Annotated in this window: 23 protein-coding genes and 1 riboswitch; of the genes, 17 read left to right on the forward strand and 6 right to left on the reverse strand. The window is 70.4% G+C overall.

Going from position 1 to position 23,785, the window contains the following annotated elements; translation table 11 throughout:
- The coding region (locus VGZ32_RS15380) for an L-threonylcarbamoyladenylate synthase (RefSeq protein ID WP_326886715.1) at positions 1-293 on the forward strand (293 nt) is incomplete at its 5' end.
- Between the two features lie 230 nt (positions 294-523).
- Here the strand turns inward: VGZ32_RS15380 and VGZ32_RS15385 are convergent.
- The gene (locus VGZ32_RS15385) at positions 524-1,210 is read right to left on the reverse strand and encodes a transglycosylase family protein (RefSeq protein ID WP_326886716.1); all 687 of its coding nucleotides are present in this window, start codon (positions 1,208-1,210) and stop codon (positions 524-526) included.
- 9 nt (positions 1,211-1,219) lie between these two features.
- Positions 1,220-1,405, reverse strand: a riboswitch (cyclic di-AMP (ydaO/yuaA leader).
- A 382-nt stretch (positions 1,406-1,787) separates the two neighbouring features.
- On the opposite strand from VGZ32_RS15385, the gene glyA reads away from it, so the two are divergent.
- The 13 genes from glyA (at position 1,788) to VGZ32_RS15450 (ending at position 13,618) form a co-directional block, all read left to right on the forward strand.
- On the forward strand, positions 1,788-3,158 hold the full coding sequence (gene glyA / locus VGZ32_RS15390; RefSeq protein ID WP_326886717.1) for a serine hydroxymethyltransferase: 1,371 nt from the start codon (positions 1,788-1,790) through the stop codon (positions 3,156-3,158).
- Between the two features lie 228 nt (positions 3,159-3,386).
- Positions 3,387-4,730: an MraY family glycosyltransferase gene (locus tag VGZ32_RS15395; RefSeq protein ID WP_326886718.1), complete on the forward strand. Its 1,344-nt coding sequence runs from the start codon at positions 3,387-3,389 to the stop codon at positions 4,728-4,730.
- A gap of 204 nt (positions 4,731-4,934) precedes the next feature.
- A complete protein-coding gene (locus VGZ32_RS15400; RefSeq protein ID WP_326886719.1) occupies positions 4,935-5,369 on the forward strand; it encodes a hypothetical protein in 435 nt (144 codons plus the stop codon).
- A 133-nt stretch (positions 5,370-5,502) separates the two neighbouring features.
- A complete protein-coding gene (locus VGZ32_RS15405) occupies positions 5,503-5,754 on the forward strand; it encodes a hypothetical protein (protein ID WP_326886720.1) in 252 nt (83 codons plus the stop codon).
- Positions 5,755-5,861: 107 nt separating this feature from the next.
- Positions 5,862-6,674 (forward strand): F0F1 ATP synthase subunit A, encoded by an 813-nt coding sequence (gene atpB / locus VGZ32_RS15410; RefSeq protein WP_326886721.1) that lies wholly within the window; start codon positions 5,862-5,864, stop codon positions 6,672-6,674.
- 64 nt (positions 6,675-6,738) lie between these two features.
- On the forward strand, positions 6,739-6,984 hold the full coding sequence (gene atpE, locus VGZ32_RS15415) for an ATP synthase F0 subunit C (protein WP_326886722.1): 246 nt from the start codon (positions 6,739-6,741) through the stop codon (positions 6,982-6,984).
- Positions 6,985-7,026: 42 nt separating this feature from the next.
- Complete coding sequence (locus VGZ32_RS15420; RefSeq protein WP_326886723.1) at positions 7,027-7,599, forward strand: F0F1 ATP synthase subunit B; 573 nt, start codon at positions 7,027-7,029, stop codon at positions 7,597-7,599.
- On the forward strand, positions 7,599-8,411 hold the full coding sequence (locus VGZ32_RS15425) for a F0F1 ATP synthase subunit delta (protein ID WP_326886724.1): 813 nt from the start codon (positions 7,599-7,601) through the stop codon (positions 8,409-8,411). The genes VGZ32_RS15420 and VGZ32_RS15425 overlap by 1 nt, the downstream gene beginning before the upstream one ends.
- Positions 8,412-8,512: 101 nt before the next feature.
- A complete protein-coding gene (gene atpA, locus VGZ32_RS15430) occupies positions 8,513-10,153 on the forward strand; it encodes a F0F1 ATP synthase subunit alpha (RefSeq protein WP_326886725.1) in 1,641 nt (546 codons plus the stop codon).
- A gap of 58 nt (positions 10,154-10,211) precedes the next feature.
- The gene (locus VGZ32_RS15435; protein ID WP_326886726.1) at positions 10,212-11,120 is read left to right on the forward strand and encodes a F0F1 ATP synthase subunit gamma; all 909 of its coding nucleotides are present in this window, start codon (positions 10,212-10,214) and stop codon (positions 11,118-11,120) included.
- A 5-nt stretch (positions 11,121-11,125) separates the two neighbouring features.
- The gene (gene atpD, locus VGZ32_RS15440; protein ID WP_326886727.1) at positions 11,126-12,565 is read left to right on the forward strand and encodes a F0F1 ATP synthase subunit beta; all 1,440 of its coding nucleotides are present in this window, start codon (positions 11,126-11,128) and stop codon (positions 12,563-12,565) included.
- Between the two features lie 180 nt (positions 12,566-12,745).
- On the forward strand, positions 12,746-13,162 hold the full coding sequence (locus VGZ32_RS15445; protein ID WP_326886728.1) for a F0F1 ATP synthase subunit epsilon: 417 nt from the start codon (positions 12,746-12,748) through the stop codon (positions 13,160-13,162).
- A gap of 21 nt (positions 13,163-13,183) precedes the next feature.
- Positions 13,184-13,618, forward strand: a complete 435-nt coding sequence (locus tag VGZ32_RS15450) for a DUF2550 domain-containing protein (RefSeq protein WP_326886729.1) — start codon at positions 13,184-13,186, stop codon at positions 13,616-13,618.
- A gap of 63 nt (positions 13,619-13,681) precedes the next feature.
- Here the strand turns inward: VGZ32_RS15450 and VGZ32_RS15455 are convergent, their stop codons facing one another.
- The gene (locus VGZ32_RS15455) at positions 13,682-14,287 is read right to left on the reverse strand and encodes a cob(I)yrinic acid a,c-diamide adenosyltransferase (RefSeq protein WP_326886730.1); all 606 of its coding nucleotides are present in this window, start codon (positions 14,285-14,287) and stop codon (positions 13,682-13,684) included.
- 482 nt (positions 14,288-14,769) lie between these two features.
- On the opposite strand from VGZ32_RS15455, the gene VGZ32_RS15460 reads away from it, so the two are divergent.
- Positions 14,770-16,419, forward strand: coding sequence for a GMC family oxidoreductase (locus tag VGZ32_RS15460; RefSeq protein WP_414642547.1), 1,650 nt, complete (start codon positions 14,770-14,772; stop codon positions 16,417-16,419).
- Positions 16,420-16,561: 142 nt separating this feature from the next.
- On the opposite strand, the gene VGZ32_RS15465 is transcribed toward VGZ32_RS15460, so the two are convergent.
- On the reverse strand, positions 16,562-18,070 hold the full coding sequence (locus VGZ32_RS15465) for an aldehyde dehydrogenase family protein (RefSeq protein WP_326886732.1): 1,509 nt from the start codon (positions 18,068-18,070) through the stop codon (positions 16,562-16,564).
- 131 nt (positions 18,071-18,201) lie between these two features.
- Between VGZ32_RS15465 and VGZ32_RS15470 the strand changes: the two genes are divergently transcribed.
- The gene (locus VGZ32_RS15470; protein ID WP_326886733.1) at positions 18,202-19,530 is read left to right on the forward strand and encodes a dihydrofolate reductase family protein; all 1,329 of its coding nucleotides are present in this window, start codon (positions 18,202-18,204) and stop codon (positions 19,528-19,530) included.
- Between the two features lie 71 nt (positions 19,531-19,601).
- Complete coding sequence (locus tag VGZ32_RS15475; protein ID WP_326886734.1) at positions 19,602-20,675, forward strand: GntG family PLP-dependent aldolase; 1,074 nt, start codon at positions 19,602-19,604, stop codon at positions 20,673-20,675.
- Between the two features lie 383 nt (positions 20,676-21,058).
- Here the strand turns inward: VGZ32_RS15475 and VGZ32_RS15480 are convergent, their stop codons facing one another.
- The 3 genes from VGZ32_RS15480 to nucS form a co-directional block, all read right to left on the reverse strand.
- The gene (locus VGZ32_RS15480) at positions 21,059-21,445 is read right to left on the reverse strand and encodes a hypothetical protein (protein ID WP_326886735.1); all 387 of its coding nucleotides are present in this window, start codon (positions 21,443-21,445) and stop codon (positions 21,059-21,061) included.
- 226 nt (positions 21,446-21,671) lie between these two features.
- On the reverse strand, positions 21,672-22,706 hold the full coding sequence (locus VGZ32_RS15485; protein WP_326886736.1) for a sirohydrochlorin chelatase: 1,035 nt from the start codon (positions 22,704-22,706) through the stop codon (positions 21,672-21,674).
- A gap of 98 nt (positions 22,707-22,804) precedes the next feature.
- Positions 22,805-23,464 (reverse strand): endonuclease NucS, encoded by a 660-nt coding sequence (gene nucS, locus VGZ32_RS15490; protein ID WP_326886737.1) that lies wholly within the window; start codon positions 23,462-23,464, stop codon positions 22,805-22,807.
- Positions 23,465-23,785 lie beyond the last annotated feature (321 nt).

Genomic DNA, 23,785 nt, shown 5'->3' on the forward strand with positions numbered 1-23,785 from the left:
GCACCGTGGCGCTGCGCATGCCGCTGCACCCGGTGGCCATCGAGCTGCTGACCGAGACCGGCCCGCTCGGCGTCTCCTCGGCGAACCGCTCCGGCCAGCCCCCGGCGACCACCGCCTCCGAGGCGCAGGACCAGCTGGGCACCTCGGTCGAGATCTACCTCGACGGAGGCCAGACCGCAGACAATGTTCCCTCGTCCATCGTCGACTTGACTGGTGACACGCCGAAGCTACTACGCGAGGGCGCGCTCAGCTTCGAGCAGCTCACGAAGGTCGTGTCGAACCTGACGCGGTGACCTAAGAGATCTGACACGACGCGAGCGCCCGGCCCCGTTTCGGGGCCGGGCGCTTTTGCGCGACCTGATATGAACGCCCTCGCGGTTGACCGGGCCGGCGGCGAAAGACCGCACGGCGGAGAACGCTTTTCCCTCGTCGCGCGATTTACAGCCGCCACGAAGGCCCGGTCAACCGCGACTGAGCAAATCAAACACTGAACAAATCAAACCCTGAGCAAGACAATCACAGCTCAGAAGTGCAGAACCTGGCCCGGGAAGATCAGGTCCGGGTTCGAGCCGACGACCGGCTTGTTCTCGTTGTACAGCGCCTGCCAGCTGGAGACGCCCTCCTTGGCCGCGATGCCGGAGAGGGTGTCGCCCGAGACCACGGTGTAGCTCTTGCCCTCGTGGGTGGCGTTGGTGTTGACCGGAGCCGCCGGCGCGGGGGCGGAGGCGTGCGAAGGCGAGGTGCTCGGCGCGGGCTTCGCCCACGACTGCGTGCCGGCGCCGCCCGCGTTGCTGGTGGTGTAGCTGCCGCCCGAGGTGTAGCCGTGCGGACCGCAGACCGGCCAGGCGCCGATGCCCTGTCCGGCGAGGACCTTCTCGGCGACCGCGATCTGCGCGGCGCGGCTGGCCTCGTAGGCGTACGGCGCGTAGGCGCCGCCGCCGTAGGCGAGCCAGGTGGAGTGGGTGAACTGGAGACCGCCGGAGAAGCCGTTGCCGGTGTTGATCGCCCAGTTGCCGCCGGACTCGCACTGCGCGACGGCGTCCCAGTTGACGGAGGAAGCCTGCGCTGCGCCGGAGGCGATCAGCGGAATGGTGATGCCCGCGCCGGCGACTGCGGCGCCGGCGATCACGCGACGGGTGTACGAGGCCTTGCGGTGGCGCCCGACGCTCTTTTCGCCGGTGGGCACGGTGGAAGCACGACGTATGGCCATGGAAAAAGCTGTTCCTCTCCCACGCCTGCGAAGTGAGCTGTCGGATTCGGACCGGAGAAATGGCCCTACCGCGTCTGCGCGGATTCACCCCAAGCCGGCGTCCTCGCGGCCGCGCCCCACGTCCGGGAGCACCGCTGACCGGCGGAAAAGTGGTTCCTCCGCTCCTGCCCCCCTTGGGTTTGGGTCACGTGGCCGGCGGGCAGGATTCGGCGTGCTCGGTCCACGGGGTCCGCATTGGCGGACGAGTTCGAACCTAGACAGACGCGCGGCGAAAACTCAACTTTCGGGCAGCGTGACAGATATCACGCAGACACTCGGTCCTTGATTCACTACTCCGCGTCGAGCAAAAGCAACCTTGCGTGCGCAGCGAGCATGATCGCGTGAGCGGTGCGTCGCGGAGGTAACGCGTTGTGGCGGTCACACCACGCTGCGCACCGCGCCCTCTCCTTGCACCGATTTACGCGGGCCCGTGTGCCCGCACACCGTGCCGACCGGGGCACTGGGACCTAGTGTGTAGGGATAAGTCCGATCCCTCCCTCGGAACCGTGTAGTCCCCGCACGGAAGAGGAGCGTGACCATGTCCCCGCTCGCCGCTCCGCACAGTCCGGCCGCCGAGACGGCGGCGTCCGCCTCCTACTACGGCCCCGACTTCGACGCCCTGATCAGGGCCGATCCGCAGATCGCGGCGGTACTGCTGGACGAGCTCGAACGCCAGCGCGGCGCGCTCCAGCTCATCGCCAGCGAGAACCCCGCGTCCCCCGCCGTGCTGGCGGCGCTCGGGTCGGTGCTGTCCAACAAGTACGCCGAGGGATACCCCGGACGCCGCTATTACGGCGGATGCACCCAAGTGGACGTAGCCGAGCGGCTCGCCGTCTCCCGCGCGCGGGCCCTTTTCGGCGCGGACCACGCGAACATCCAGCCGCACTCGGGGGCCAGCGCGAACCTCGCCGTGTACGCGGCGCTGCTAACCCCCGGCGACCGCGTGCTGGCGATGGCGCTTCCGCACGGCGGCCACCTGACCCACGGCGCGCAGGGCAACTTCTCCGGCACCTGGTTCGAGACGGTCGGCTACCCGGTCCGGGAGGACACCGAGCTGATCGACTACGACAAGGCGCGCGACCTGGCCCGCACACACCGGCCGAAGCTCATCATCTGCGGGGCGACCGCTTACTCCCGGCTGATCGACTACGCCGCCTTCCGGTCGATCGCGGACGAGGTCGGCGCGTATCTGCTGGCCGACGCCGCGCACACGGCCGGCCTGGTGGCCGGGGGAGCGGTCCCGTCTCCGGTGCCTTATGCCGATGTGGTCACCTTCACCACGCACAAGACGCTGCGCGGCCCGCGTGGCGGCGCGATCCTCTGCCGGGCCGACCTGGCGTCGGCGATAGACCGCGCGGTGTTCCCGTTCATACAGGGTGGCCCGCTGATGCACGCGGTCGCCGCGAAGGCGGTCGCGTTCACCGAGGCCGCGACGCCAGAGTTCGGCGAGTACACCCGCCAGGTGGTCGCGAACGCACAGGCGCTGACGGCCGCGCTCGCGGATGAGGGCATGCGGCCGGTCACCGGCGGTACCGACACCCATTTGGCGGTACTCGATCTGCGCGGTGTCGCCGGGCACGGCGTGCGCACCGCGAGCGGGGCGGCGGTGACGGGGCGCGATGCGGAGGCGCGCTGCGAGAGGGCTGGAATCATGCTCAACCGCAGCTGCGTGCCTTACGACACCGCGAAGCCGATGGTGACCTCCGGCGTGCGCGTCGGCACCGCGACGGTGACCACACAGGGCATGAAAGAACCGGAGATGCGCCGCATCGCCGCGCTGGTCGGCCGGGCGATACGCGACGCCGACGGCCAGGCTGCGGAGCAGATCGCCAAGGAGGTGTCCGAACTGGTCGCCGAATTCCCGCTGTATCCGACCCCGACGACGCAGCGGGCGGATCGGCACCGGTAAGGGGCGACGATATATATGCGGTAGGCGGTGCTCGGCCGAACCGGTCACCGCCCGCGCAGCTCTGCCCGCGCAACCGACTCGCGCCGCGTGGCGTCTCAACATCCGGGAGTAGGCACCTGGAGCGCCGTGCCAGTCGCCCGGCACCCCATCACCTACGGGCGTACCCTGATCACCGGGATTTGAGGCGGTGCCCACGCACCCGGGCCGGAAGGCGGCGAGCTGAGCTAGATGCGCGAGTATCTGGTCGTCATAGCCGTCGCCTGGGTGGCCACCTATCTCACCACCGGCCTCGTGCGCGTGGGGGCGATCCGCTTCGGCGCGCTGACCGAGGTGCGCGCCCGCGACGTCCACACCACCCCGACGCCCCGGCTCGGCGGCTTCGGCATGTACCTCGGGTTCCTCACCGCGATGCTCATCGCCGGCCAGATGCCGATGCTGCGTCAGTCGGTCTTCGACACCTCCTTTGCAAAGCCCGGTCTGCTGTGGGGCTCCGGGCTACTGGTGCTGCTCGGCGTCATCGACGACCGGTGGGGCGTGGACGCGCTGATAAAGCTGGCCGGGCAGGTCTTCGCGGCCTCGGTCATGGTGCTCAGCGGCGTGCAGATCCAGTGGCTGCCTATCCCCGGCTACGGAAACCTGGTCCTGGACCCCACCAGTGCCGCGGTGCTGTCCATCGTCATCGTCGTCGTGATGATCAACGCGGTGAACTTCGTGGACGGCCTGGACGGCTTGGCCGGCGGCATGTGCGCCATCGCCGCGTTCGTGTTCTTCGTCTACGGCTACCGGCTCCAGCGCGGGTACGGCATCTCCACGGCCGCGCCCGCCGTCATGGTCGCCGCGATCGTGGTCGGCATGTGCCTCGGCTTCCTCTGCCACAACTGGTCCCCGGCCCGCATCTTCATGGGCGACTCCGGGTCCATGCTGCTCGGCCTGCTGCTGGCGGCGACCACGATCCTGGCGACCGGTCAGATCGACCCGGACCTGGTGCGTGCGGCGGCCGGCTCGCAGACCGCGGCGACGCACAAGACCCTGGCTGTGTACATCCCGCTCGTGCTGCCCTTCTCCTGCCTGGCACTGCCTATGGCGGACATGGTCATGGCGGTGGTGCGCCGGACGAAGGCCGGGCGCTCGCCGTTCTCGGCGGACAAGCAGCACTTGCACCACCGGCTGCTCCAGATCGGCCATTCGAAGACACGCGCGGTCCTGATCATGTACCTGTGGGCGGCCATGATCTCGGGCTTGGTGATCACGATCACCGTCACGCCGCAGCACCGGCCGCCGATCATCGTCGGCATGGTCGTGGACGGCGTCGCGCTGGCGGTTCTGCTGCTTCCCCGGGCCCGCAAGCACATCGACGACCGGGCCGAGCGCAAAGCGGCTCGCCACGCGGCGCCTGGTCGTCGTGCCGTCGCGCCCACGCCCACGCCGGCTGTCATCGCAGCAACGGCCGGGAATCAGCGCGCGGGCGCGGGCCAATCCACAACCGCACAAGCGGCCGCCCCCGGCTCGTTCCCGGATCTGGTCCGCACCGGGCCTCCCGACCGGTTCGGCCCGCAGCCGCCCCGCGGGTGACCGGCCAGGCGGCCCAGCTGGACGGGAACATTTTCACCGGCTCCCGCGTGTCGTGCGTGATCGAGACCACCCCGACCCGCTAAAGACGCGCACTGGCACTTGTGATAGGTTTCACGAGCGAAGAGACATGCGATTTCGCCACCCGCGATCGATGGCTCTCGCCCGCGAGACCCGTGACCCCACGAGCAATTTCGGAGCCACCCCATGCAGGCCGACGACGTCCGCGTGCTACGGCAGTCTGCCGTGCCCACGGTGGCCGTCGGCGTGCTCTGCGGCGTGGTGGGCGCACTGGTGAGCGGCGGCAAGGGAGCGTTCGGCGCGGCCCTCGCGCTGCTCGTCGTTACCGTCTTCTTCATGATCTCCACCGTGGTCGTCGGGCGCGCGGCGCGTATCAGCCCGCAGACGCTGATGGCCACCGCGATGGTCACCTACCTGGTCAAGGTGGTCGCGCTGGTCGTGATCACCGCCCAGTTCACCGACACCACGCTGTTCAACGGCCGGGTGTTCGGCTTCACCGCGATCGCCTGCGTGCTCACCTGGAGCGCCACCCAGGTACGCGTGTGGATGCGGACCAAGATGTTCTACGTGGAGCCCGCTTCGCAGAGCCCGGTCGTCCGCGACCCGGTCGGGAAGCTGTGATCCCCGATGACCCCCACCCCTCGCCGAGCCGCAGCCCGGATCAGCCACCGCGCCCGTCCGGGCCATTCGCTGCGTCGCCGGCGCGGGGCGGAGCTGTGCCGGGAACACGCGGGAGCGCGCACCGGGGCGGGCGATGAGCCCGACGACCCGAACACCCGCTGAGCCCCCCGCCGACGACGCGAAGGCCGAGGCCAGGCAGACCGACGCCACGATGTGGACGATCGTCGGTCACATGATTTCGGCGATCGTGCTTTACGGCGGGCTCGGCTATCTTCTGGGGCGGTGGACCGGGCATCCGATCCTGCTGCTGTTCGGCGCGCTCTTCGGTGTGGCTCTGTCCACCTGGTACACGATCTATCTGGTGACCAAGAACCCGAAGAGGTGACGGACCGCGGTGCCCGCTGCCCCGTGCCTTAGGACTTTCTCCGCCAATACCCGACTTTCAGTTCCCGCCACGGCGACTGCGATGCGCCAAGCCGAAGGAGTGAACCGGTGAGTACCACGGCAACCGCGAGCACAGTGCTCGCCTCCGGCTGCCATCTGGGCTCAGGGTGCGGTTTCCCCGCGCCGTCGCTCGACGACTTCTACTTCCGGCCGATCTTCTCGATCGGCGCCTTCCACTTCACTAAGCCGATGCTGCTCGCGCTGATCTGCTCGGGCATCATCTGCTGGTTCTTCTACTACGCCTTCCGCCGTCCGAAGCTGGTGCCGCGCGGCGCGCAGAACGTCGGCGAGATCGGCTACCTGTTCATCAGGGACCAGATCGCCCGGCCGATGATCGGCAAGAGCGGGGACGGCTACGTTCCGTTCCTGTTCTCGCTGTTCTTCTTCATCTGGGTGATGAACCTGATGGAGATCATCCCGATCGCGCAGTTCCCGGCCACGTCGAAGTACGCCTTCCCGCTGTCGATCGTGCTGATGGTGTACTTCACGTACTGGTACCAGGCGATCAAGCACCAGGGCTTCTTCGGCTTCCTGAAGAACGTGGTCCCCAGGGGAGTGCCCAAGGGGGTCTACGTCATCCTGGTTCCGGTCGAGTGGCTGCGGGTGCTGTTCATCCAGCCGTTCACCCTGTCGATCCGGCTGTTCGCGAACATGTTCGCCGGGCACATGCTGCTGGCCACGTTCATGATCGCGACCTGGTACCTGACCAGCGCCTCGATCGGCGCGCTGTTCGCCGCCGGGTCGTTCGTGATGGTGATCGTGCTGACCGCCTTCGAGATGCTGATCCAGGCCCTGCAGGCCTACATCTTCACGATCCTGACCGCGCAGTACATCGGCGAGTCCTACAGCGCCGGTCACTGACACCCGCCCCTCCAAAAGCCAACCGGTGGAGAGCCCGCCGGTTCGACCCGAAGGAAACCTTCAAATGTCCTCCGCTGTTGACATCATCGCTGGCGCCAACAACGTCACCGGTTCTCTCAGCGCCGTCGCGTACGGCCTGGCGGCCATCGGCCCGGGTGTCGGTATCGGTCTGATCTTCGGCCACGGCGTCGAGGCGATGGCCCGTCAGCCCGAGGCCGCCGGCATGATCCGCACCAACATGTTCATCGGCTTCGCGCTCACCGAGGCGCTCGCGCTGCTCGGCATCGTCATGCCGTTCGTCTTCAAGTAAGCCGAATCCTTAACGTGCGAATGCCTTAAGGAGGCGACACGCGTGGGAACCCAGGTGACGATCCTGGCCGACCAGAACCCGGTCATCCCGAACGGCACCGAGCTGATCCTCGGCGTGATCTCGTTCGCGATCGTGTTCTTCTTCCTCTACATCAAGGCGCTGCCGGGCATCAAGAAGCTGCTCGACGAGCGCACCGAGGCGATCGAGGGCGGGCTGCTGAAGGCCGAGGCCGCGCAGGCCGAGGCCGAGCGGATCAAGCAGGACTTCACCGCGCGGCTGGCCGAGTCCCGGCACGAGGCCGCCGAGGTGCGCGCCAAGGCCCAGGCCGAGGGCGCCGCACTGGTGGACAAGGCCCGCGAGGAGGCCAACCGGCAGCGCGAGTCGATCGTGGCGGCCGGCCAGGCGCAGCTCGCCGCCGACCGCACCTCCGCGGTCTCGGTCCTCAAGGTCGACCTCGGCCGGCTCGCGGTCGAACTGGCGGACAAGATCGTCGGCGAGCGGGCCACCGACGCGGCGCTCCAGGAGCGGATCATCGACCGCTTCCTGGACGAGCTCGACGCGCGCCTGGCGAACCAGGTCCCGGCGGCCGGCTCGCAGGCCGAGCAGGTGGGCTGATGCGCGGCGCCAGTCGGGAATCGCTCAAGCAGGCCGAGGAGTCGCTGGCCGTGCTGACGGCCGTCCCGGCGACCGACGTCACCGCCCTGTCCGACGACCTGGCCGCGATCGGTTCGCTGCTCGACCGCGACGTCTCGCTGCGCCGCCTGCTGTCCGACCCCTCACGGCCGGGTGAGGAGCGCGCGCGGCTGGTCGCCGCGCTGCTCGGCGGCAAGGTCGGTGAGCAGACCGTCGACCTGGTCTCGGGCATGGTGCGGGGACGCTGGGCGCAGCCGCGCGACCTGGCCGACGCGGTGGACGTGCTGGCCACCGAGGCCGAGCTGGCGCTCGCCGAACGGGCCGGGGCGCTCGACGCGGTCGAGGACGACCTGTTCCGCTTCGGCCGGATCCTGGCCGCCGAGCCCGAGCTGGTCTCGGGCCTGTCCGAGCGGATCCCGGCCGGGCAGCGCACCGCGCTGATCGACTCGCTGCTCGCGGGCAAGGCGAACCCGTCCGCGATCCGGCTCATCCGCCGCCTGGTCGCCGCCCCGCGCCGCCGGTCCGTGGTGGCGGGCGTGGAGGAGCTCAGCCGGATCGCCGCCGCCCGCCGCGAGCGGGTCACCGCACTGGTCACCGCGGCCATTCCGCTGACGGAGGCGCAGCGCAGTCGGCTCACCGGCATCCTGTCCCGCTCGTACGGCCGCGAGGTGCGGCTTAACGTGGAACTGGACCAGGAGCTGATCGGCGGCATGGTCATCCGGGTAGGCGACGACATCATCGACGGGTCGATCGCCGGCCGCCTGGCCGAGGCCGCCCGCCGCGTCTCCAGCTGAGTGCCACGCAGGCCCAAGACTTAAGCCCTTCGGTGAAGGGCGCAGGCAGGACCCAATCGCGGGCGAAGGCCCGGTTGAACACTAGGGAGTAAGGAAGACTCATGACGGAGCTCACGATCCGTCCCGAGGAGATCCGGGACGCGCTGGAGCGCTTCGTCTCGTCGTACGAGCCTTCGGCCGCGAATGTCGACGAGATCGGTACTGTCACCGAGGTCGGTGACGGTATCGCCAAGGTCGAGGGACTCCCCTCGGCGATGACGAACGAGCTGCTGAAGTTCGAGGACGGGACGCTCGGCATCGCGCTGAACCTCGACGTGCGCGAGATCGGCGTGGTCGTCATGGGCGACTACGACCGCATCGAGGAGGGCCAGACCGTCCGGCGCACCGGCGAGATCCTGTCCGCCCCGGTCGGCGACAACTTCCTCGGCCGCGTGGTGGACCCGCTGGGCAACCCGATCGACGGCCTCGGCCCGATCGAGGCCGAGACCCGCCGGGTGCTCGAGCTGCAGGCCCCCTCGGTCATGCAGCGCCAGTCGGTCAACGAGCCGCTGCAGACGGGCATCAAGGCGATCGACTCGATGACCCCGATCGGCCGCGGCCAGCGCCAGCTGATCATCGGCGACCGGCAGACCGGCAAGACCGCGGTCTGCATCGACACCATCATGAACCAGAAGGCGAACTGGGAGTCCGGCGACCCCAAGCTCCAGGTGCGCTGCATCTATGTCGCGGTCGGCCAGAAGGGCTCGACGATCGCGGCGGTGCGCCAGGCGCTGGAGGACAACGGCGCGCTGGAGTACACCACCATCGTCGCCGCCCCGGCCTCCGACGCGGCCGGCTTCAAGTACCTGGCCCCGTACACCGGCTCGGCCATCGGCCAGCACTGGATGTACGCGGGCAAGCACGTGCTGATCATCTTCGACGACCTGTCCAAGCAGGCCGAGGCGTACCGCGCGATGTCGCTGCTGCTGCGCCGCCCGCCGGGCCGCGAGGCCTACCCCGGCGACGTGTTCTACCTGCACTCCCGGCTGCTCGAGCGGTGCGCCAAGCTGTCCGACGACATGGGCGCCGGCTCGCTGACCGGCCTGCCGATCGTGGAGACCAAGGCGAACGACATCTCCGCGTTCATCCCGACCAACGTCATCTCCATCACCGACGGCCAGTGCTTCCTGGAGACCGACCTGTTCAACTCGGGCGTGCGCCCCGCGGTGAACGTCGGCACCTCGGTCTCCCGGGTCGGCGGCGCGGCGCAGGTCAAGGCGATGCGCCAGGTCTCCGGCTCGCTGCGGGTGGACCTGGCCCAGTTCCGCGACCTGGAGGCGTTCGCCGCCTTCGCCTCCGACCTGGACGACGCGTCGAAGGCGCAGCTGGCCCGCGGCCAGCGGATGGTCGAGCTGCTCAAGCAGCCGCAGTACAGCCCGTTCCCGGTGGAGGACCAGGTCGTCTCGATCTGGTCCGGCACCTCCGGCGAGCTGGACGAGGTCCCGGCCGAGGACGTCCGCCGGTTCGAGGCCGAGTTCCTGGACTACCTGAAGTCCTCCCGCCCGGAGATCCTGCGCAGCATCGCGTCCAAGAACGAGAAGCTGTCGGACGACGAGATCGCGCTGCTCAAGTCCGCGATCGACGCGTTCAAGAACACATTCGAGAAGGGCGACGGACAGCTGCTGCGCGGGGACGTCCCGGTCGGCGCCCTGGACCCCGAAGACGTGGCCCAGGAGAAGATCGTCCGGCACACGAGGGGCTGAGCCGACGTGACCACCGCCACCGACCATCCCGACGAGCTCGGAAAGGGGGCTTGAGTACATGGCCGGCCAACTCCGGGTCTACCGGCGGCGCATCGCGTCCGTCTCCGCGACCAAGAAGATCACCCGCGCCCAGGAGCTGATCGCCACCGCGCGCATCGCCAAGGCGCAGCAGCGGGTCGCGCAGTCGACGCCGTACGCGCGGGAGATCACCCGGGCCGTCTCCGCGGTCGCCTCGCACTCCAACGCCAGGCACCCGCTGATCGGCGAGCGCCCGAACCTGCGGCGCGCGGCCGTCGTGCTCGTCACGGCCGACCGCGGGTTCGCCGGCGCGTACAACAGCGCCGCCGTCAAGCAGGCCGAGCAGTTGGTCGCCCTGCTGCGCGAGCAGGGCAAGGAGATCGACCGGTACGTGATCGGCCGCAAGGGCGTCACGTACTACACCTTCCGCGGCGTCACGCTGGCCGGGTCGTGGACCGGGTTCTCCGACAACCCGCAGTACGGCGACGCCGCCGCGATCGGCGACACGCTGATCGAGTCCTTCCTCAAGGGCGGCGAGGACGGCGGGGTGGACGAGCTGCACGTGGTCTCCACCGAATTCCACACGATGCTGAGCCAGACTCCGATCGCGGACCGCTTCCTGCCTTTGGAGATCGAGGAGAGCACCGAGCCGCCGCCGGGCGGGGTCTTCCCGCTCTACGAGTTCGAGCCGTCCCCGGCGGAGGTGCTCGACGCGCTGCTGCCGCAGTACATCAAGGCACGGCTCTACAACGCCCTGCTCCAGTCGGCGGCCTCCGAGCACGCCGCGCGGCGCCGGGCGATGAAGTCGGCGACGGACAACGCCACGGACCTCATCCGCCAGTACACCCGACTGGCGAACTCGGCCCGCCAGGCCGACATCACCCAGGAAATCAGCGAGATCGTGGGCGGCGCGAACGCGCTGGCCGACGCGTCCGCGGGAAGCGAATAGGAACCATGACGACCACCGACCAGACGGCCACGACCGGCACCGGCCGCGTCTCGCGGATCATCGGTCCCGTCGTCGACGTGGAATTCCCCGTCGACGCGATGCCGGAGCTGAACAACGCGCTGACGATCGACTACGACTTCCTGGGCGAGACCCGCACGCTGACCCTCGAGGTCGCCCAGCACATCGGCGACAACATGGTCCGCGCGATCGCGATGAAGCCCACCGACGGCCTGGTGCGCGGCTCCGAGGTGAAGGACACCGGCGGCCCGATCAACGTGCCGGTGGGCAATGTCACCCTGGGCCACGTGTTCAACGTGACCGGCGACGTGCTCAACCTCAAGGAGGGCGAGACCTTCGAGGCCGGCGAGCGCTGGGGCATCCACCGCAAGGCGCCGAGCTTCGACCAGCTGGACTCGAAGACCGAGATGTTCACTACCGGCATCAAGGTCATCGACCTGCTCACCCCGTACGTCAACGGCGGCAAGATCGGCCTGTTCGGCGGCGCGGGCGTGGGCAAGACGGTGCTCATCCAGGAGCTGATCTACCGGGTCGCGGAGAACTTCGGCGGCGTGTCGGTGTTCGCCGGCGTCGGCGAGCGCACCCGCGAGGGCAACGACCTGATCGCGGAGATGACCGAGACCGGCGTCATCGAGAAGACCGCGCTGGTCTACGGCCAGATGGACGAGCCGCCGGGCACCCGTCTGCGGGTCGCCCTCTCCGCGCTGACGATGGCCGAGTACTTCCGGGACGTCCAGAAGCAGGACGTACTGCTGTTCATCGACAACATCTTCCGGTTCACCCAGGCCGGCTCCGAGGTGTCCACCCTGCTGGGGCGGATGCCCTCGGCGGTGGGGTACCAGCCCACGCTCGCCGACGAGATGGGCCAGCTTCAGGAGCGGATCACCTCCACCCGGGGGCACTCGATCACCTCCATGCAGGCGATCTACGTTCCCGCCGACGACATCACCGACCCCGCCCCGCACACCACCTTCGCCCACCTGGACGCGACCACGGTGCTGTCCCGGGCGATCACCGAGAAGGGCATCTTCCCGGCGGTCGACCCGCTCGACTCCACCTCCCGCATCCTGGACGCCAAGTACGTGGGGGACGAGCATTACGACGTCGCCCGGGAGGTACAGCGGATCCTGCAGCGGTACAAGGAGCTCCAGGACATCATCGCCATCCTGGGCATCGACGAGCTGTCCGAAGAGGACCAGGTCACGGTCAAGCGGGCCCGGCGGATCGAGCGCTTCCTGTCGCACCCGATGTTCGTGGCGGAGCAGTTCACCGGCCAGCCGGGCGTGTTCGTGTCACTGTCGGAGACGGTGGCATCGTTCAAGGCGCTCACCGAGGGCAAGTATGACAACATCCCCGAGCAGGCGTTCTTCATGTGCGGCGGGATCGAGGACGTGGAGCGCAAGGCCGCGGAGCTGGAGCGGCAATGAGACACCCTCTGCTGACCTCAGGCCGTGTCACGCCGCAGCCACCGGGCCGAACGCCGCATAAGGCGCCCCAGGCGCCGTTGTGGTGTCCCGGCGGCGAGGACATGCCTCCCAAAGCCAGCGAAGCGCCCGCGAGGGAGGCCATGAAATGAGCGCGCTCGAAGCGGCGGGCGGGCCGGCGACGTGACGGTACGAGTGGCCCTGGTGGCCCCGGACGGCGAGATCTGGTCCGGGATGGCCCGCATGGTGATCGCCAAGACCCTCGATGGCGACCTGGGCATCCTCACCGGGCACCCGCCCGTGGTCGGGATCCTCGCCGATGCCAGCCTGGTCCGGATCCTGGACGTCGAGGACGGCGCGGCCGGGGACCGGGGAGAGCTGCGCGCGGCAGTAAGCAGCGGCTTCCTGTCCGTCGCGGACGACCGGATCTCGATCCTGGTACGCGAGGCGGAACTCGGCTCCCGGGTAGAGGTCTCCGCCGCGCGAGCCCGGCTGGACGCCGCGCTGTCCGAGGCCGGGCAGCAGCCACCGGGCGAGCCGGAGCCCCTTGAGGTGAGATACTCCCGCGCCGTGCTGCGGGCCGCTGGCGACCAGTCCTGACGGGTGCCAGCCGGGCCGGGGATGAGCACAGCGATTGCGCTCGACGCGGCCTGGATCTTCGCCGCGTTCCTGGTCATCATCGTGCTCGGCGCGACCGGCCTGGCCATCCGGCGGATGTTGCTCGACCGCGGCGGCGGGACAGTGGAGTGCGGCCTGCGCCGGCCGGGCGCCTCCTGGCGGCTTGGCGTCGCCGCCTACGGGGCGGCGGAACTGCGCTGGTACGACGCCGTCGGCGTGCTGCTCACCCCGGAAGAGGTGCTGGCCCGGCGGACCCTGTCGGTCGAGTCCCGGCGGGAGGCCTACCCGGCCGAGGCCACGCTGCTCGGACAGGGGATGGTCGTGATGTCCTGCACCGCCGGTGAGGTGCCGCAGACCGTGGACCTGGCCATGCGCGAGGACGCGCTGACTGGCTTCCTGGCCTGGCTCGAATCCGCCCCGCCCGGCGCCTACGGCTGAGCCGGCCCGGCCCGCGGCGGCCCCGCGCTCCGCGATCGCGATCCAGCGCTCAGCAAGCGCGCCTCAGCGCTCGCCGCCAGGCTTCCACAGCACGTCGCCGCGGCTGCCGTTGGCCGCCCGGGCGAGGATGAACAGCAGGTCGGAGAGCCGGTTAAGGTACCGCGCGGTGAGCGGGTTCATCGAGTCCCCGTAGGCCTCCAGGGCCGCCCACGCGCTGCGCTCCGCCCGGCGCACCACCGTCCGGGCCGTGTGCAGCAGTGCCGCCCCCGGCGTGCCCCCGGGCAGCAGGAAGCTGCGCAGCGTGGGCAGGCCCTCGTTGTACTGGTCGCAGGCCCGTTCCAGGTCGCTCACATAACGGTCGTCCACCCGCAGCGGCGGGTACGCCGGCTCGCTGACGACCGGATTGCACAGGTCCGCGCCGACATCGAACAGCTCGTTCTGGATCCGGGTCAGCAGCGTCACGATGCCCGCGTCCAGCTGGCCGAGCGCGAGCGCGGTGCCGATCGCGCAGTTGGCCTCGTCCACGTCGGCGTAGGCGGCCAGCCGCGGGTCACCCTTGCCCACGCGGCTGCCGTCCCCGAGCGCTGTGGTCCCGCCATCACCAGTCCTGGTGTAGATGCGGGAGAGCACCACGGGCTTGTCGCGGGCGTCCATACCGTCTGCTGGCATGGACTCACCGTAGCGGGCGGGACGTTGTTTGGGGCAGGCCGGACGCCGTATGGCCCGGATCTGCCCACCCAGGGTCAATGTGATCAATCGTCTGACCTGGGTATTCACATCCTGACAACGATGTGGCATCGTATAAATGCGAAGAGTCACGACTGACTCAGCGTAAGGACCTAACCCTGCTGGCCATCCACCCGGCGGATCTCGGGGGCCCGCCGGAGCGAGCGGTGGCAGGCAGGCCGGAGGGGTGAGCCCCCGGCCGCAAAGGCGGCCGGGGGCTCACCCATGTCTCTGCGCGGAAGGCCCGGAGGGGGAGCCCGCGGCCACCTCCGTGCTGACCGTGTGGCACGCACCATGCCCTGGGGGTTATCGTTGCGCTGCTCTCGGCAGATCACCGCGGCCCGGCCGGGGAGGGCCCGGCGAGATGCCGGGCGCGCAGGTTAGGGTTGTCCCTTACGCACGCGTTCTGCGGTCATGAGGTGGCTGTGTACGACTATGTCATCGTTGGTGCCGGTAGCGCGGGATGTGTCCTGGCGCTCCGCCTCACCGAGAACCCCTCGACGCGGGTCCTGCTGCTCGAGGCAGGCCCCCCGGACGAGGCCGACGAGATTCACATCCCGGCGGCACTGAACCTGCTGTTCCAGAGCACCTACGACTGGGACTTCCGCACCGTCCCCCAGGAACGGGCGGCCGGGCGGGAAATCTACTGGCCCCGCGGGCGCATGCTCGGCGGGTCCTCGTCGATGAACGCCATGATCTACATCCGGGGCAACCGGTACGACTACGACACCTGGCGGGACGAGTACGGGTGCAGCGGCTGGGGCTACTCCGACCTGATGCCGTACTTCCGCCGGGCCGAGAGCAACTCCCGCGGCGCCGACGCCTACCACGGCGGGACCGGGCCGCTGTCCGTCTCCGACCTGGCCTTCCAGTCGGCGCTGACCAAGACGTTCGTCGCCGCCGCCCGGGAGTGCGGGCTGCCCGCCAACGACGACTTCAACGGCAAGCAGCAGGACGGGAGCGGCTTCTACCAGGTCACCCAGAAGGATGGGCGCCGGTGCTCGGCCGCGGACGCCTACCTGCGGCCCGCCATGGCGCGCCCCAACCTCGAGGTGCTGACCGACGCGCGCGCCACCAAGGTCGTGGTGGAAGGCGGCCGTGCCGCAGGGGTGCGGTATCTGCAGCGCGGAGCCGAGGAAACCGCATACGCCCAGGGTGAGGTCGTCCTGTGCGGCGGCGCCATCGGCAGCCCGCAACTGCTCATGCTGTCCGGCATCGGCCCCGCCGATCACCTGCGTGACGTCGGCATCACCGTGGTCGTAGACAGTCCCGGCGTGGGCGCGAACCTGTCCGACCACCCGGTCGTGCCCGCCATGTGGCGGACCCCGAAGGTGCCCGCGCTGTGGGAGAAGGCCGGCCCGAAGAACCTGTTCCGCTGGCAGTTGCGCCACTCCGGCCCGCTCACCTCCAACGTCGCCGAGTCCGGCGGGTTCAGCCGGACCCGGCCCTCCCTGCCCGCGCCGGACCTGCAGTGGCACGCACTGCCCACCCCGTTCCTGAACCAGGGCCTGGCCGACCCGAACACCCGGGCGTTCACGCTGCTGATCACGCTGGTCGATGTCGGCAGCCGGGGCCGGATCTGGCTGCGCAGCGCCGACCCGCGGCACAAGCCCGCCATCGACCCGGCCTACCTCTCGGACAGCATGGACATCGCCCCGATGGTGGAAGGCGTCCGGATGGCCCGCGAGTTCGCGGTGGCGAGCCCGCTGGCCAAGGTCTGCAGCGAAGAACTGGCCCCGGGCCCCGGCGTGCACACCGACGCCGAGGTGCGCGACTGGATCCGGCGTGACCTGGGCACCCTGTACCACCCGGTCGGGACCTGTGCGATGGGCGGCGACTCCCGGCTGGCCGTCGCCAAGATCACCAGCGTGGTGGACCCGGAACTGCGGGTGCGCGGTGTGGAGGGCCTGCGCGTCGTGGACGCGTCGGTGATGCCCGCCGTGCCGCGGGGCAACACCAACGCCCCCACGATCGCCATCGCCGAGCGCGCCGCGGACCTGATCATCGGCCGGGCGCCGCTGGAGCCCGCCGACCCGGCGCTGGAGAGCGAGCCCATGCCCGCCGAGCTGTCCTGACGGCGGGCAGCGCGACAAGGGCGCAGCGGGATAACCGAGGCTTAATGCTCGCTACATCGGCTGGTGGCAGGCTCATGCCACCGGGTTACGCGGACAGCTGGAAGCAGCCGGAAGCCGGGGGCCCTGCAGGGGAGCGGGGCCCTCAGCGGTAGCGCTTGCCGTGCAGCAGGGTGGTGAGCGACAGCAGCCGCGTCATGTCCTTGTCGCTGCGCCCCAGCGTGGTCAGGTTCAGCGGCGGCTTCATCCGCTGCCGGGTGATCGACTTGGCCCGGGTGAACTCCCGTAGGCCGTCCGCGCCGTGGATGCGGCCGAAACCGGAGTCGCCGACCCCGCCGAACGGCAGCGACGGCACGGTCGCATACGCGATCACCGAGTTGATGGACGTCATGCCGCTGCGCAGGGCTCGGGCGGCCGCCATCGCCTTCTTGGCGTTCCCGGCGAACACGGCGGAACCGAGCGCGAACCTGCTCGCGTTCGCCAGTTCCACCGCCTCGTTCAGGTCGCTCACCTTGGTCACGGTGATCGTGGGCCCGAACGTCTCCTCCTGGACCGCCATGCTCTGCTCCGGCACGTCGGCCAGCAGCACCGGGTCGACGTACGGCCGGCGGATGCTCTGCATCCCGCCGATCACCGCCCGGCCGCCGCGGGCCAGGGCGTCGGCGATGTGGTCCTCCACCACGTCAAGCTGCGCCGGCATGGTCATCGGCCCGTAGCCGGCCTCCCGGTCGTCACCGGCGCGCACCGCGGCCATCCGCTCCGACAGCTTCTCCAGGAACGAGTGATAGACCTCGTCCACGACGTAAACGCGCTCCACCCCGACGCAGGTCTGCCCGGCGTTGGACACCGCGCCCCACGCGGCGGCGTCGGCGGCCGCGTCCAGGTTCGCGTCCGGGCCTACCAGCAGCGCGTCCTTGCCGCCGCACTCGGCGATCATGGGCGTCAGATTCTGCGCGCACGCGGCCATCACCTTGCGGGCCGTCGGGCTCGACCCGGTGAAGGCGATCTTGCCGACCGGGCTCAGGGCGAGCGCCTCGCCGGTCGTGCCCGCCCCGGTGATCAGTTGCAGCACCGGCTTCTCCGGCACGATCTCGGCGAACGAGCTGACCAGCCAGCCGCCCACCGCCGGGGTGAACTCGCTCGGCTTGAACACCACCGCGTTGCCGGCCGCGAGGGCGTAGCCGATCGAGCCCATCGGGGTGAACACCGGGTAGTTCCACGGGCCGATCACGCCGATCACGCCGAGCGGCTTGTATTCGACGTAGGAGGCCTGGTTCAGCGCGGTGAGCCCGCTGCGCACCCGGTGCGGGCCCAGCACCCGGCGGGCATTCTTGGCCGCCCAGTCGATGTGCACGATCGCCAGGACGATCTCCAGCTTGGCGTCGTCCAGCGGCTTGCCGGTCTCGGTGTGCACGAGTTCGGCGAGCCGCCCGATGTACCGGGTCAGGTGCGACTTCCAGGCGAGCAGGCGGGCCTGGCGCTCCTTCCAGTCCAGGCCGGCCCACCAGGCCGCGGCCTCACGCGCCCGCTCCACGGTGGCGTTCACCTCGGCCTGGCCGAACACCGGGAAGGTGGCAATGACCTCGGAGTTCGCCGGGTTGACCGAATTGAAGGTCTCCGGGGCACTGGTCTGTCCTGCCTGCAGCGTGTCCATCGGTCCTCACACCTCGCCCGGGCCGCCGTGCGGCGCCTGTTACGCGCTAGTAAATCATCGCCGGCACCTGCTCAGATACTGACGCTCAGCCTCACCGGCGCGACGGCCGCGATCTGGTTGACTGGGCTACCGTGCACACCGAGCCACCGCAGCCGCCCGAACGGCCATATGTGCTGCTGAGCTGCGCAATGTCCGTGGATGGCTGCCTGGATGCGCCGGGGCCGCAGCGGCTGGTCCTGTCCGGTCACGCCGACCTCGACCGGGTCGACGCCGAACGGTCCGAGGCGGACGCGATCATGGTCGGCGCGGGCACGATCCGCCGCGACAACCCGCGCCTGGTGATCCGGTCCGCGGGCCGCCGGGCCAGCCGGGTGGGCCGTGGCCTTCCCGAGAACCCGGCCAGGGTGACCCTCACCGCCAGCGGCGACCTGGATCCGGGAGCCCGGTTCTTCGCCGGCACCGGCGGCGCCGGTCCTGTTGTCTACTGCGCTGCGGCGCAGGCGCCCAAGCTTCAGGACCGGCTGAACGAGCTGGCGCCGGTCATCGCCGTCCCGCCGCCGATGGGGCTCGGGGCGATCCTCGCCGACCTGTCCCGCCGTGGCGTGCACCGGCTGCTGGTCGAGGGCGGGGCGCGGCTGGGCCGCGAGTTCCTCACCGGTGGCCTCGTGGACGAGCTGGCCCTCACGGTGGCGCCGTTCTTCGTGGGCGCGGTGGCGGCGCCACGGTTCGCCGGGCCCGCCGTGTATCCGCATGACCCCGGACGGCCGATGCACCTGGCGGAGGTACGCCAGCTCGACGATGTCGTATTGCTGCGATACCTCCTGGGCGGGGACGGCCCGGCGGCGCGGGCGGCCGGGAGATCCGAACGTGGCGCGCGGGACGCAGCGGTGACCGGGATCCGTGGCGAGCCGGCGGGACCTGGCGCGCGGGACGCGGACGCGCCGGCGCCGGGCGCGCCGGGAACGGGCACGCCGGGTGCCGGGGCGGAGGTGACCGGGGCGGACCGGGCGTGGCTCGCGCAGGCGATCGAGCTGTCGCGCCGCTGCCCGCCGTCGCTCTCGGCGTTCGCGGTCGGCGCGGTCGTCGTGGCGGCCGACGGCGCGGTCCTGGCCACCGGCTACTCGCGGGAGACCAGCCCGCACAGCCACGCGGAGGAGGCGGCGCTGGCCAAGCTCGACCCGGCCGACGCCCGGCTGCCCGGCGCCACCCTCTACAGTTCCCTGGAACCGTGCCGGGTCCGGGCCTCCCGGCCCACCCCGTGCGCGGAACTCATCATCGAGGCCGGCCTGCGCCGCGTGGTGATCGCCTGGCTGGAGCCGCCGGTGTTCGCCGCCGGGGGAGGGGCCGGACTGCTCCGCGAGGCAGGCGTTAGCGTGGTGGAGATCCCCGGCCTGGCCGCGGAGGCCCGCGCCGTCAACGCCGCGGTCCTCAGCGAGCAGGGCCCGGGCGCCCCTGCTTGAGGACCACGGCCGGCTCGCCGCGCGGCCCGCGCGAAGCCGCCCGTGGCCGCCGGACGCGGAAGGGATGAGGCATGGCGGACAGCGGCGTGATGGACCTTCGCTCGGACACGGTGAGCGGGCCTTCGGCGGCGATGCGCCGCGCGATGGCCGACGCCGAGGTGGGCGATGACCTGTTCGGCGATGATCCGACGGTCATCCGGCTGCAGGAGCAGGCCGCCGCGCTGACCGGCAAGCAGGCCGCGCTGTACCTGCCCACCGGCACGCTGTGCAACCAGATCGCCCTGCACGTGTTCGCCCGCTCCGGTCACGTCGTCGTGTGCGAGGAGAGCGCGCACGTCGGCACGCACGAGCTGGTCTCGTCGGCGGTGCTGTCCGGCGTCACGTTCCGCACCGTCGCGGGCCGCTCGCATAGCCTGCTGGCCGCCGCCGACGTGGCGGCCGCCCTGGAGCCCATTCCCTACGACGTCGCCGTCGTGGACCTGGTCACCGTGGAGAACACCCACCAGGTCGGCGGCGGCACCGTGATGCCGCCCGGCGCCCTGGCGGAGATCGCGGCGGTATGTGCGGGCCGGGGCGTGCCGCTCTACCTGGACGGCGCGCGCATCTTCAACGCGTGCACGGTGGCCGGGGTGCCGGTGTCGCGGTACGCGGCACAGGCCAGCGCGATGATGTTCTGCCTGTCCAAGGGGCTCGGCGCGCCGATCGGCTCGGTGCTGGCCGGGGACGTGGAGTTCATCGAGGAGGCGCGGCGGCTGAAAATCCTGTTCGGCGCGGGGTGGCGGCAGGCCGGGATCATGGCGGCGGCCGGGCTGATCGCCCTGGCCGAGGGGCCGGGCCGGCTGGCCGAGGACCACGCGAACGCCCGCAAGCTGGCCGAGGGGATCGCCGCGATCCTGCCCGCGCACATCGACCTGGACGGGGTGCAGACCAACATCGTGTTCGTGGACGTGGCGGGCACGGGGCACCCGCTGGTTTCCTGGGCGGCCAGCCTGGCGGAGGAGGGCGTCCTGGTGACGATCGTCGCGGGCAAGATCCGGATGCTCACCCACCCGGACGTGGACGCGGGCGGCATCGACACCGCGCTGGCCGCCTGGCGCCGCGTGGCCGCCGGCTTCGGCCTGCTGGCGCCGGCCCCGTTACGCTGACCGCCCCGCCCGCGCTCCGCGATTGGCGATGATCATGGCGAACCCGGTGGGCGGCCAGAACGCCCCGGGCCAGGCGAGCCGGTCCTCCCACCTTTCGACCGTGCCCAGCGGCGGAGTGATTTGCAGTACGCCGCCAATATCGAAGACCACGGCACGGAATGTCACTCCGAAACGCTCCTCTCCTCGCGAACTGCTTCCCTCGCGGCTCCGGGCTACGGGCCTGCCTGGCCCGGTGCCCGCTGCCGCGCATGCTCAGGGTCGCCCTTCCCTTCGTGGCAAGGTCAAATGTAATCCGGTGATCGCCGCGCGGAAATGCGCACGGGATAAGGCGGAAGGACCGGGCATTGTGCCCGGTCCTCCGCTTTACCTGCCTGGTGGCCTGCTCAGGCGGCCGCGCCGGTCGCCTGCGTCACCTCGAGGCGGTGCACGACGTGCTCCTCGGCGATCTCGTGCGCGGTCAGGTCTGCGATGGCGGCCACGGCCAGCGCGATCGCGTCGGCGAAGATCAGCCAGGTCAGCACGGGCCCGGAGAAGACCAGGGCCGCGACCAGGGACCACAGTGCGACCAGGCCGATCACCGCGTGGCCGATCCGCTGGCTGGTACGGCGCGCGAAGACCGAGGTGGCCAGGGCCAGCACCGCGAGCCCGGTGAACACGCCGAACGCGATCCACCCGGCGACCGGTGCGGTGAACGACATCGCCGTGACAGTGAGGAACGCGCCCGCGAGGACGAAGAGGATGTCAAGCGCGAACCGGGAACTGAGCTTCATGACGAGTACCTCCTTGGCGCCGTTTCTGTCACGGCGCCGGCCGTGTCCATTACGGCGGGTCGAGGCAGCCGCTTAAGGAAACGGCCGGGACGGCTCGTCGGTTTCCAGATCATTTTCCGGAATCCGATAATTGGCAACCGGATGAGGTAACCGGCTATGCCCGGGATTCCTCGTGACGTGGATCACATCAGGGCTTGGCGGGGGGAGGCGCGATGGCTTCGGCCGGCTACTGCGCGGTCGTGCCTGCGGGCGGCGCCGGTTCCGGCTCGCCGTCGCCGCTGGGCGGCTCGGGTGCGTGCGGTGCCTCACCGTTGGGGGCAGGCTGAGCCGGCGCCGCCGTGGTCTGGGATTTGGCCCGCGCCGCCGTGGTCTGGGCCTTGGCCCGCGCCGCCGTGGTCTGGGCCTTGGCCCGCGCCACCATGGCCGCCACCTGCGGGTCCGCCAGGGCGGCGCCGTAGCGGATCGCGACGAGCTTGCCCACTGCGGGGTGGCTGCCCAGCGGCGGGGCGAAGTCGATGCTGGTCAGGGCGGCGATGGCCTCCAGCGTCCCCGAGGTGAGTTCCGGCCCGACCATGCAAGGTGCGAGGGCGACGCGCGGGACCGCTTGCCGCAGCCGGGCTGCGGCGTCCTTGATGCTGTCGGGGTCGGTGAGCGACGCGGCGGCCACGGGCGTGGTGAGGCGGGACGCGAGCAGCACGGCCACCACCTCGGCCGCCTGGACCGCTTCCTCGTCGCCGACAGCCCCCACGATCACCCCGTCGGCCGCGGTCACGATGCTGATCCGGCCTACCCGGGCGGCCCGGGCCAGGCCGACATCGGCCAGCCGCGTGTGCAGCGCCTCGGCGAGCAGTGGGTGCGGGCCCAGATGGTCGGCGATGAGGAGGGGCGCCTCGGCCATCGCGACCGCATCGGAGATGGCCTGGTCTGCTTCGGCGTTCGGGAACGGCAACAGCGGGACCACCACGCCGGCCGGACTGCCGTCCTGGCTGACCAGGTCGCTGAGGACCTCTTCCAGGTGGTCCCGGCCGCCGCGCAGGAACCCGATCCGTATCTCGGCGCCGTGGCACGAGGCGGCGGCCATGTCGGCGACCCTCTCCGCGATCTCTTCGCTCTCCGGCCTGGCCGACCCGGGGACGGCGATCACCAGCGCGGGGCTGTCGGAGGGCAGCGATAGCTGGTGCGGGCTGGAATGCCGCCCGCGCCGGCGGTATCGGGAGGTCCGGACCGGAAGGGCCGAGCCTGAGTCCTGGTCAGCACTCATATCAGCGCATCGTAACCAAGTAGGTCGCCTCAGTGCGGACAATTCGGGTCACAGTCCTTAATCGGGGCCGTCGTGTCGGCCTCACCGGCCCCGGTAAGTCAGAACAGCCGCAGCGAGTCGTCCACGGCGCCGCGCATCGAGTCGTAGTCCAGGGTCACGCACCGGATGCCCCGGTCCTCGGCGAGCACCCGCGCCTGGGGCCTTATCTCCTGGGCGGCGAACACGCCGCGCACCGGAGACAGCGCCGGATCCCGGTTGAGCAGTTCGAGGTAACGCGTCAACTGCTCAACGCCATCAATGTCGCCGCGCCGCTTGATCTCCACGGCCACGGCCGCCGAGCCCTCGTCCCGGCACATGAGGTCCACCGGGCCGATCGCCGTCGGGTACTCCCTGCGGACCAGCCGCCAGCCATCGCCGAGCAGTTGCACCTGCGCCGCGAGCAACTCCTGCAGGTGCGCCTCGACGCCGTCCTTCCGCAGCCCGGGGTCGACGCCGAGTTCATGGCTGGAATCGTGCAGCACCTCTTCCAGCGTGATGCGCAACTCCTCGCCGCCCTTGCTCACCACGCGCCAGGTGCCCGGTGACTCCTCCAGCCGGCACGGCGGCGACATCCAGTTGAGCGGCTTGTAGGAACCGCCATCGGAATGGACGAGCACCGAGCCATCTGCCTTGACGATGAGTAGCCGGGTGGCCATCGGCAGGTGCGCGCTCAGCCGCCCCACGTAGTCCACGCTGCACCTGGCAATGACAAGCCGCACGACAGCCAACTCTAGCTAAGCTCGCAATCACCGGTCCCCACACCGGCTCCACTGGCCACCGAGCTGTCAGAGGAGATGCCCACGGTTGGGACCATGCCACCGCTGCCACGGATTACCGGCCGGGAAGTGGTCCGAGCTGCCGTTGTCGTCGTGATGTCGGCATCCATCGCTTACGAGGAAGAGCGGAACGATTGGCAGGCCGGGCCTGCTGTCAGGCGATCTTGACGGAGACCGTCCGGCATGGCCCGAGGGCCTGGGTGGCCTCGTTCTGCACGCACAGCCGGGCCGAGGCGTCCTGGCCCGCCTTCCCGGTCACCTTGG

This window comes from Actinocrinis sp. (assembly GCF_035938995.1).
Taxonomy (GTDB): Bacteria; Actinomycetota; Actinomycetes; order Streptomycetales; family Catenulisporaceae; genus DASZGI01.

Excerpts from the sequence above, each read along its gene's own strand:
- VGZ32_RS15385 (WP_326886716.1), bottom strand. The coding sequence starts at position 1,210 with ATGGCCATACGTCGTGCTTCCACCGTGCCCACCGGCGAAAAGAGCGTC.
- glyA (WP_326886717.1), top strand. The coding sequence starts at position 1,788 with ATGTCCCCGCTCGCCGCTCCGCACAGTCCGGCCGCCGAGACGGCGGCG.
- VGZ32_RS15395 (WP_326886718.1), top strand. The coding sequence starts at position 3,387 with ATGCGCGAGTATCTGGTCGTCATAGCCGTCGCCTGGGTGGCCACCTAT.
- VGZ32_RS15400 (WP_326886719.1), top strand. The coding sequence starts at position 4,935 with ATGCAGGCCGACGACGTCCGCGTGCTACGGCAGTCTGCCGTGCCCACG.
- VGZ32_RS15405 (WP_326886720.1), top strand. The coding sequence starts at position 5,503 with ATGAGCCCGACGACCCGAACACCCGCTGAGCCCCCCGCCGACGACGCG.
- atpE (WP_326886722.1), top strand. The coding sequence starts at position 6,739 with ATGTCCTCCGCTGTTGACATCATCGCTGGCGCCAACAACGTCACCGGT.
- VGZ32_RS15425 (WP_326886724.1), top strand. The coding sequence starts at position 7,599 with ATGCGCGGCGCCAGTCGGGAATCGCTCAAGCAGGCCGAGGAGTCGCTG.
- atpA (WP_326886725.1), top strand. The coding sequence starts at position 8,513 with ATGACGGAGCTCACGATCCGTCCCGAGGAGATCCGGGACGCGCTGGAG.
- VGZ32_RS15435 (WP_326886726.1), top strand. The coding sequence starts at position 10,212 with ATGGCCGGCCAACTCCGGGTCTACCGGCGGCGCATCGCGTCCGTCTCC.
- atpD (WP_326886727.1), top strand. The coding sequence starts at position 11,126 with ATGACGACCACCGACCAGACGGCCACGACCGGCACCGGCCGCGTCTCG.
- VGZ32_RS15450 (WP_326886729.1), top strand. The coding sequence starts at position 13,184 with ATGAGCACAGCGATTGCGCTCGACGCGGCCTGGATCTTCGCCGCGTTC.
- VGZ32_RS15455 (WP_326886730.1), bottom strand. The coding sequence starts at position 14,287 with ATGCCAGCAGACGGTATGGACGCCCGCGACAAGCCCGTGGTGCTCTCC.
- VGZ32_RS15465 (WP_326886732.1), bottom strand. The coding sequence starts at position 18,070 with ATGGACACGCTGCAGGCAGGACAGACCAGTGCCCCGGAGACCTTCAAT.
- VGZ32_RS15475 (WP_326886734.1), top strand. The coding sequence starts at position 19,602 with ATGGCGGACAGCGGCGTGATGGACCTTCGCTCGGACACGGTGAGCGGG.
- VGZ32_RS15480 (WP_326886735.1), bottom strand. The coding sequence starts at position 21,445 with ATGAAGCTCAGTTCCCGGTTCGCGCTTGACATCCTCTTCGTCCTCGCG.
- VGZ32_RS15485 (WP_326886736.1), bottom strand. The coding sequence starts at position 22,706 with ATGAGTGCTGACCAGGACTCAGGCTCGGCCCTTCCGGTCCGGACCTCC.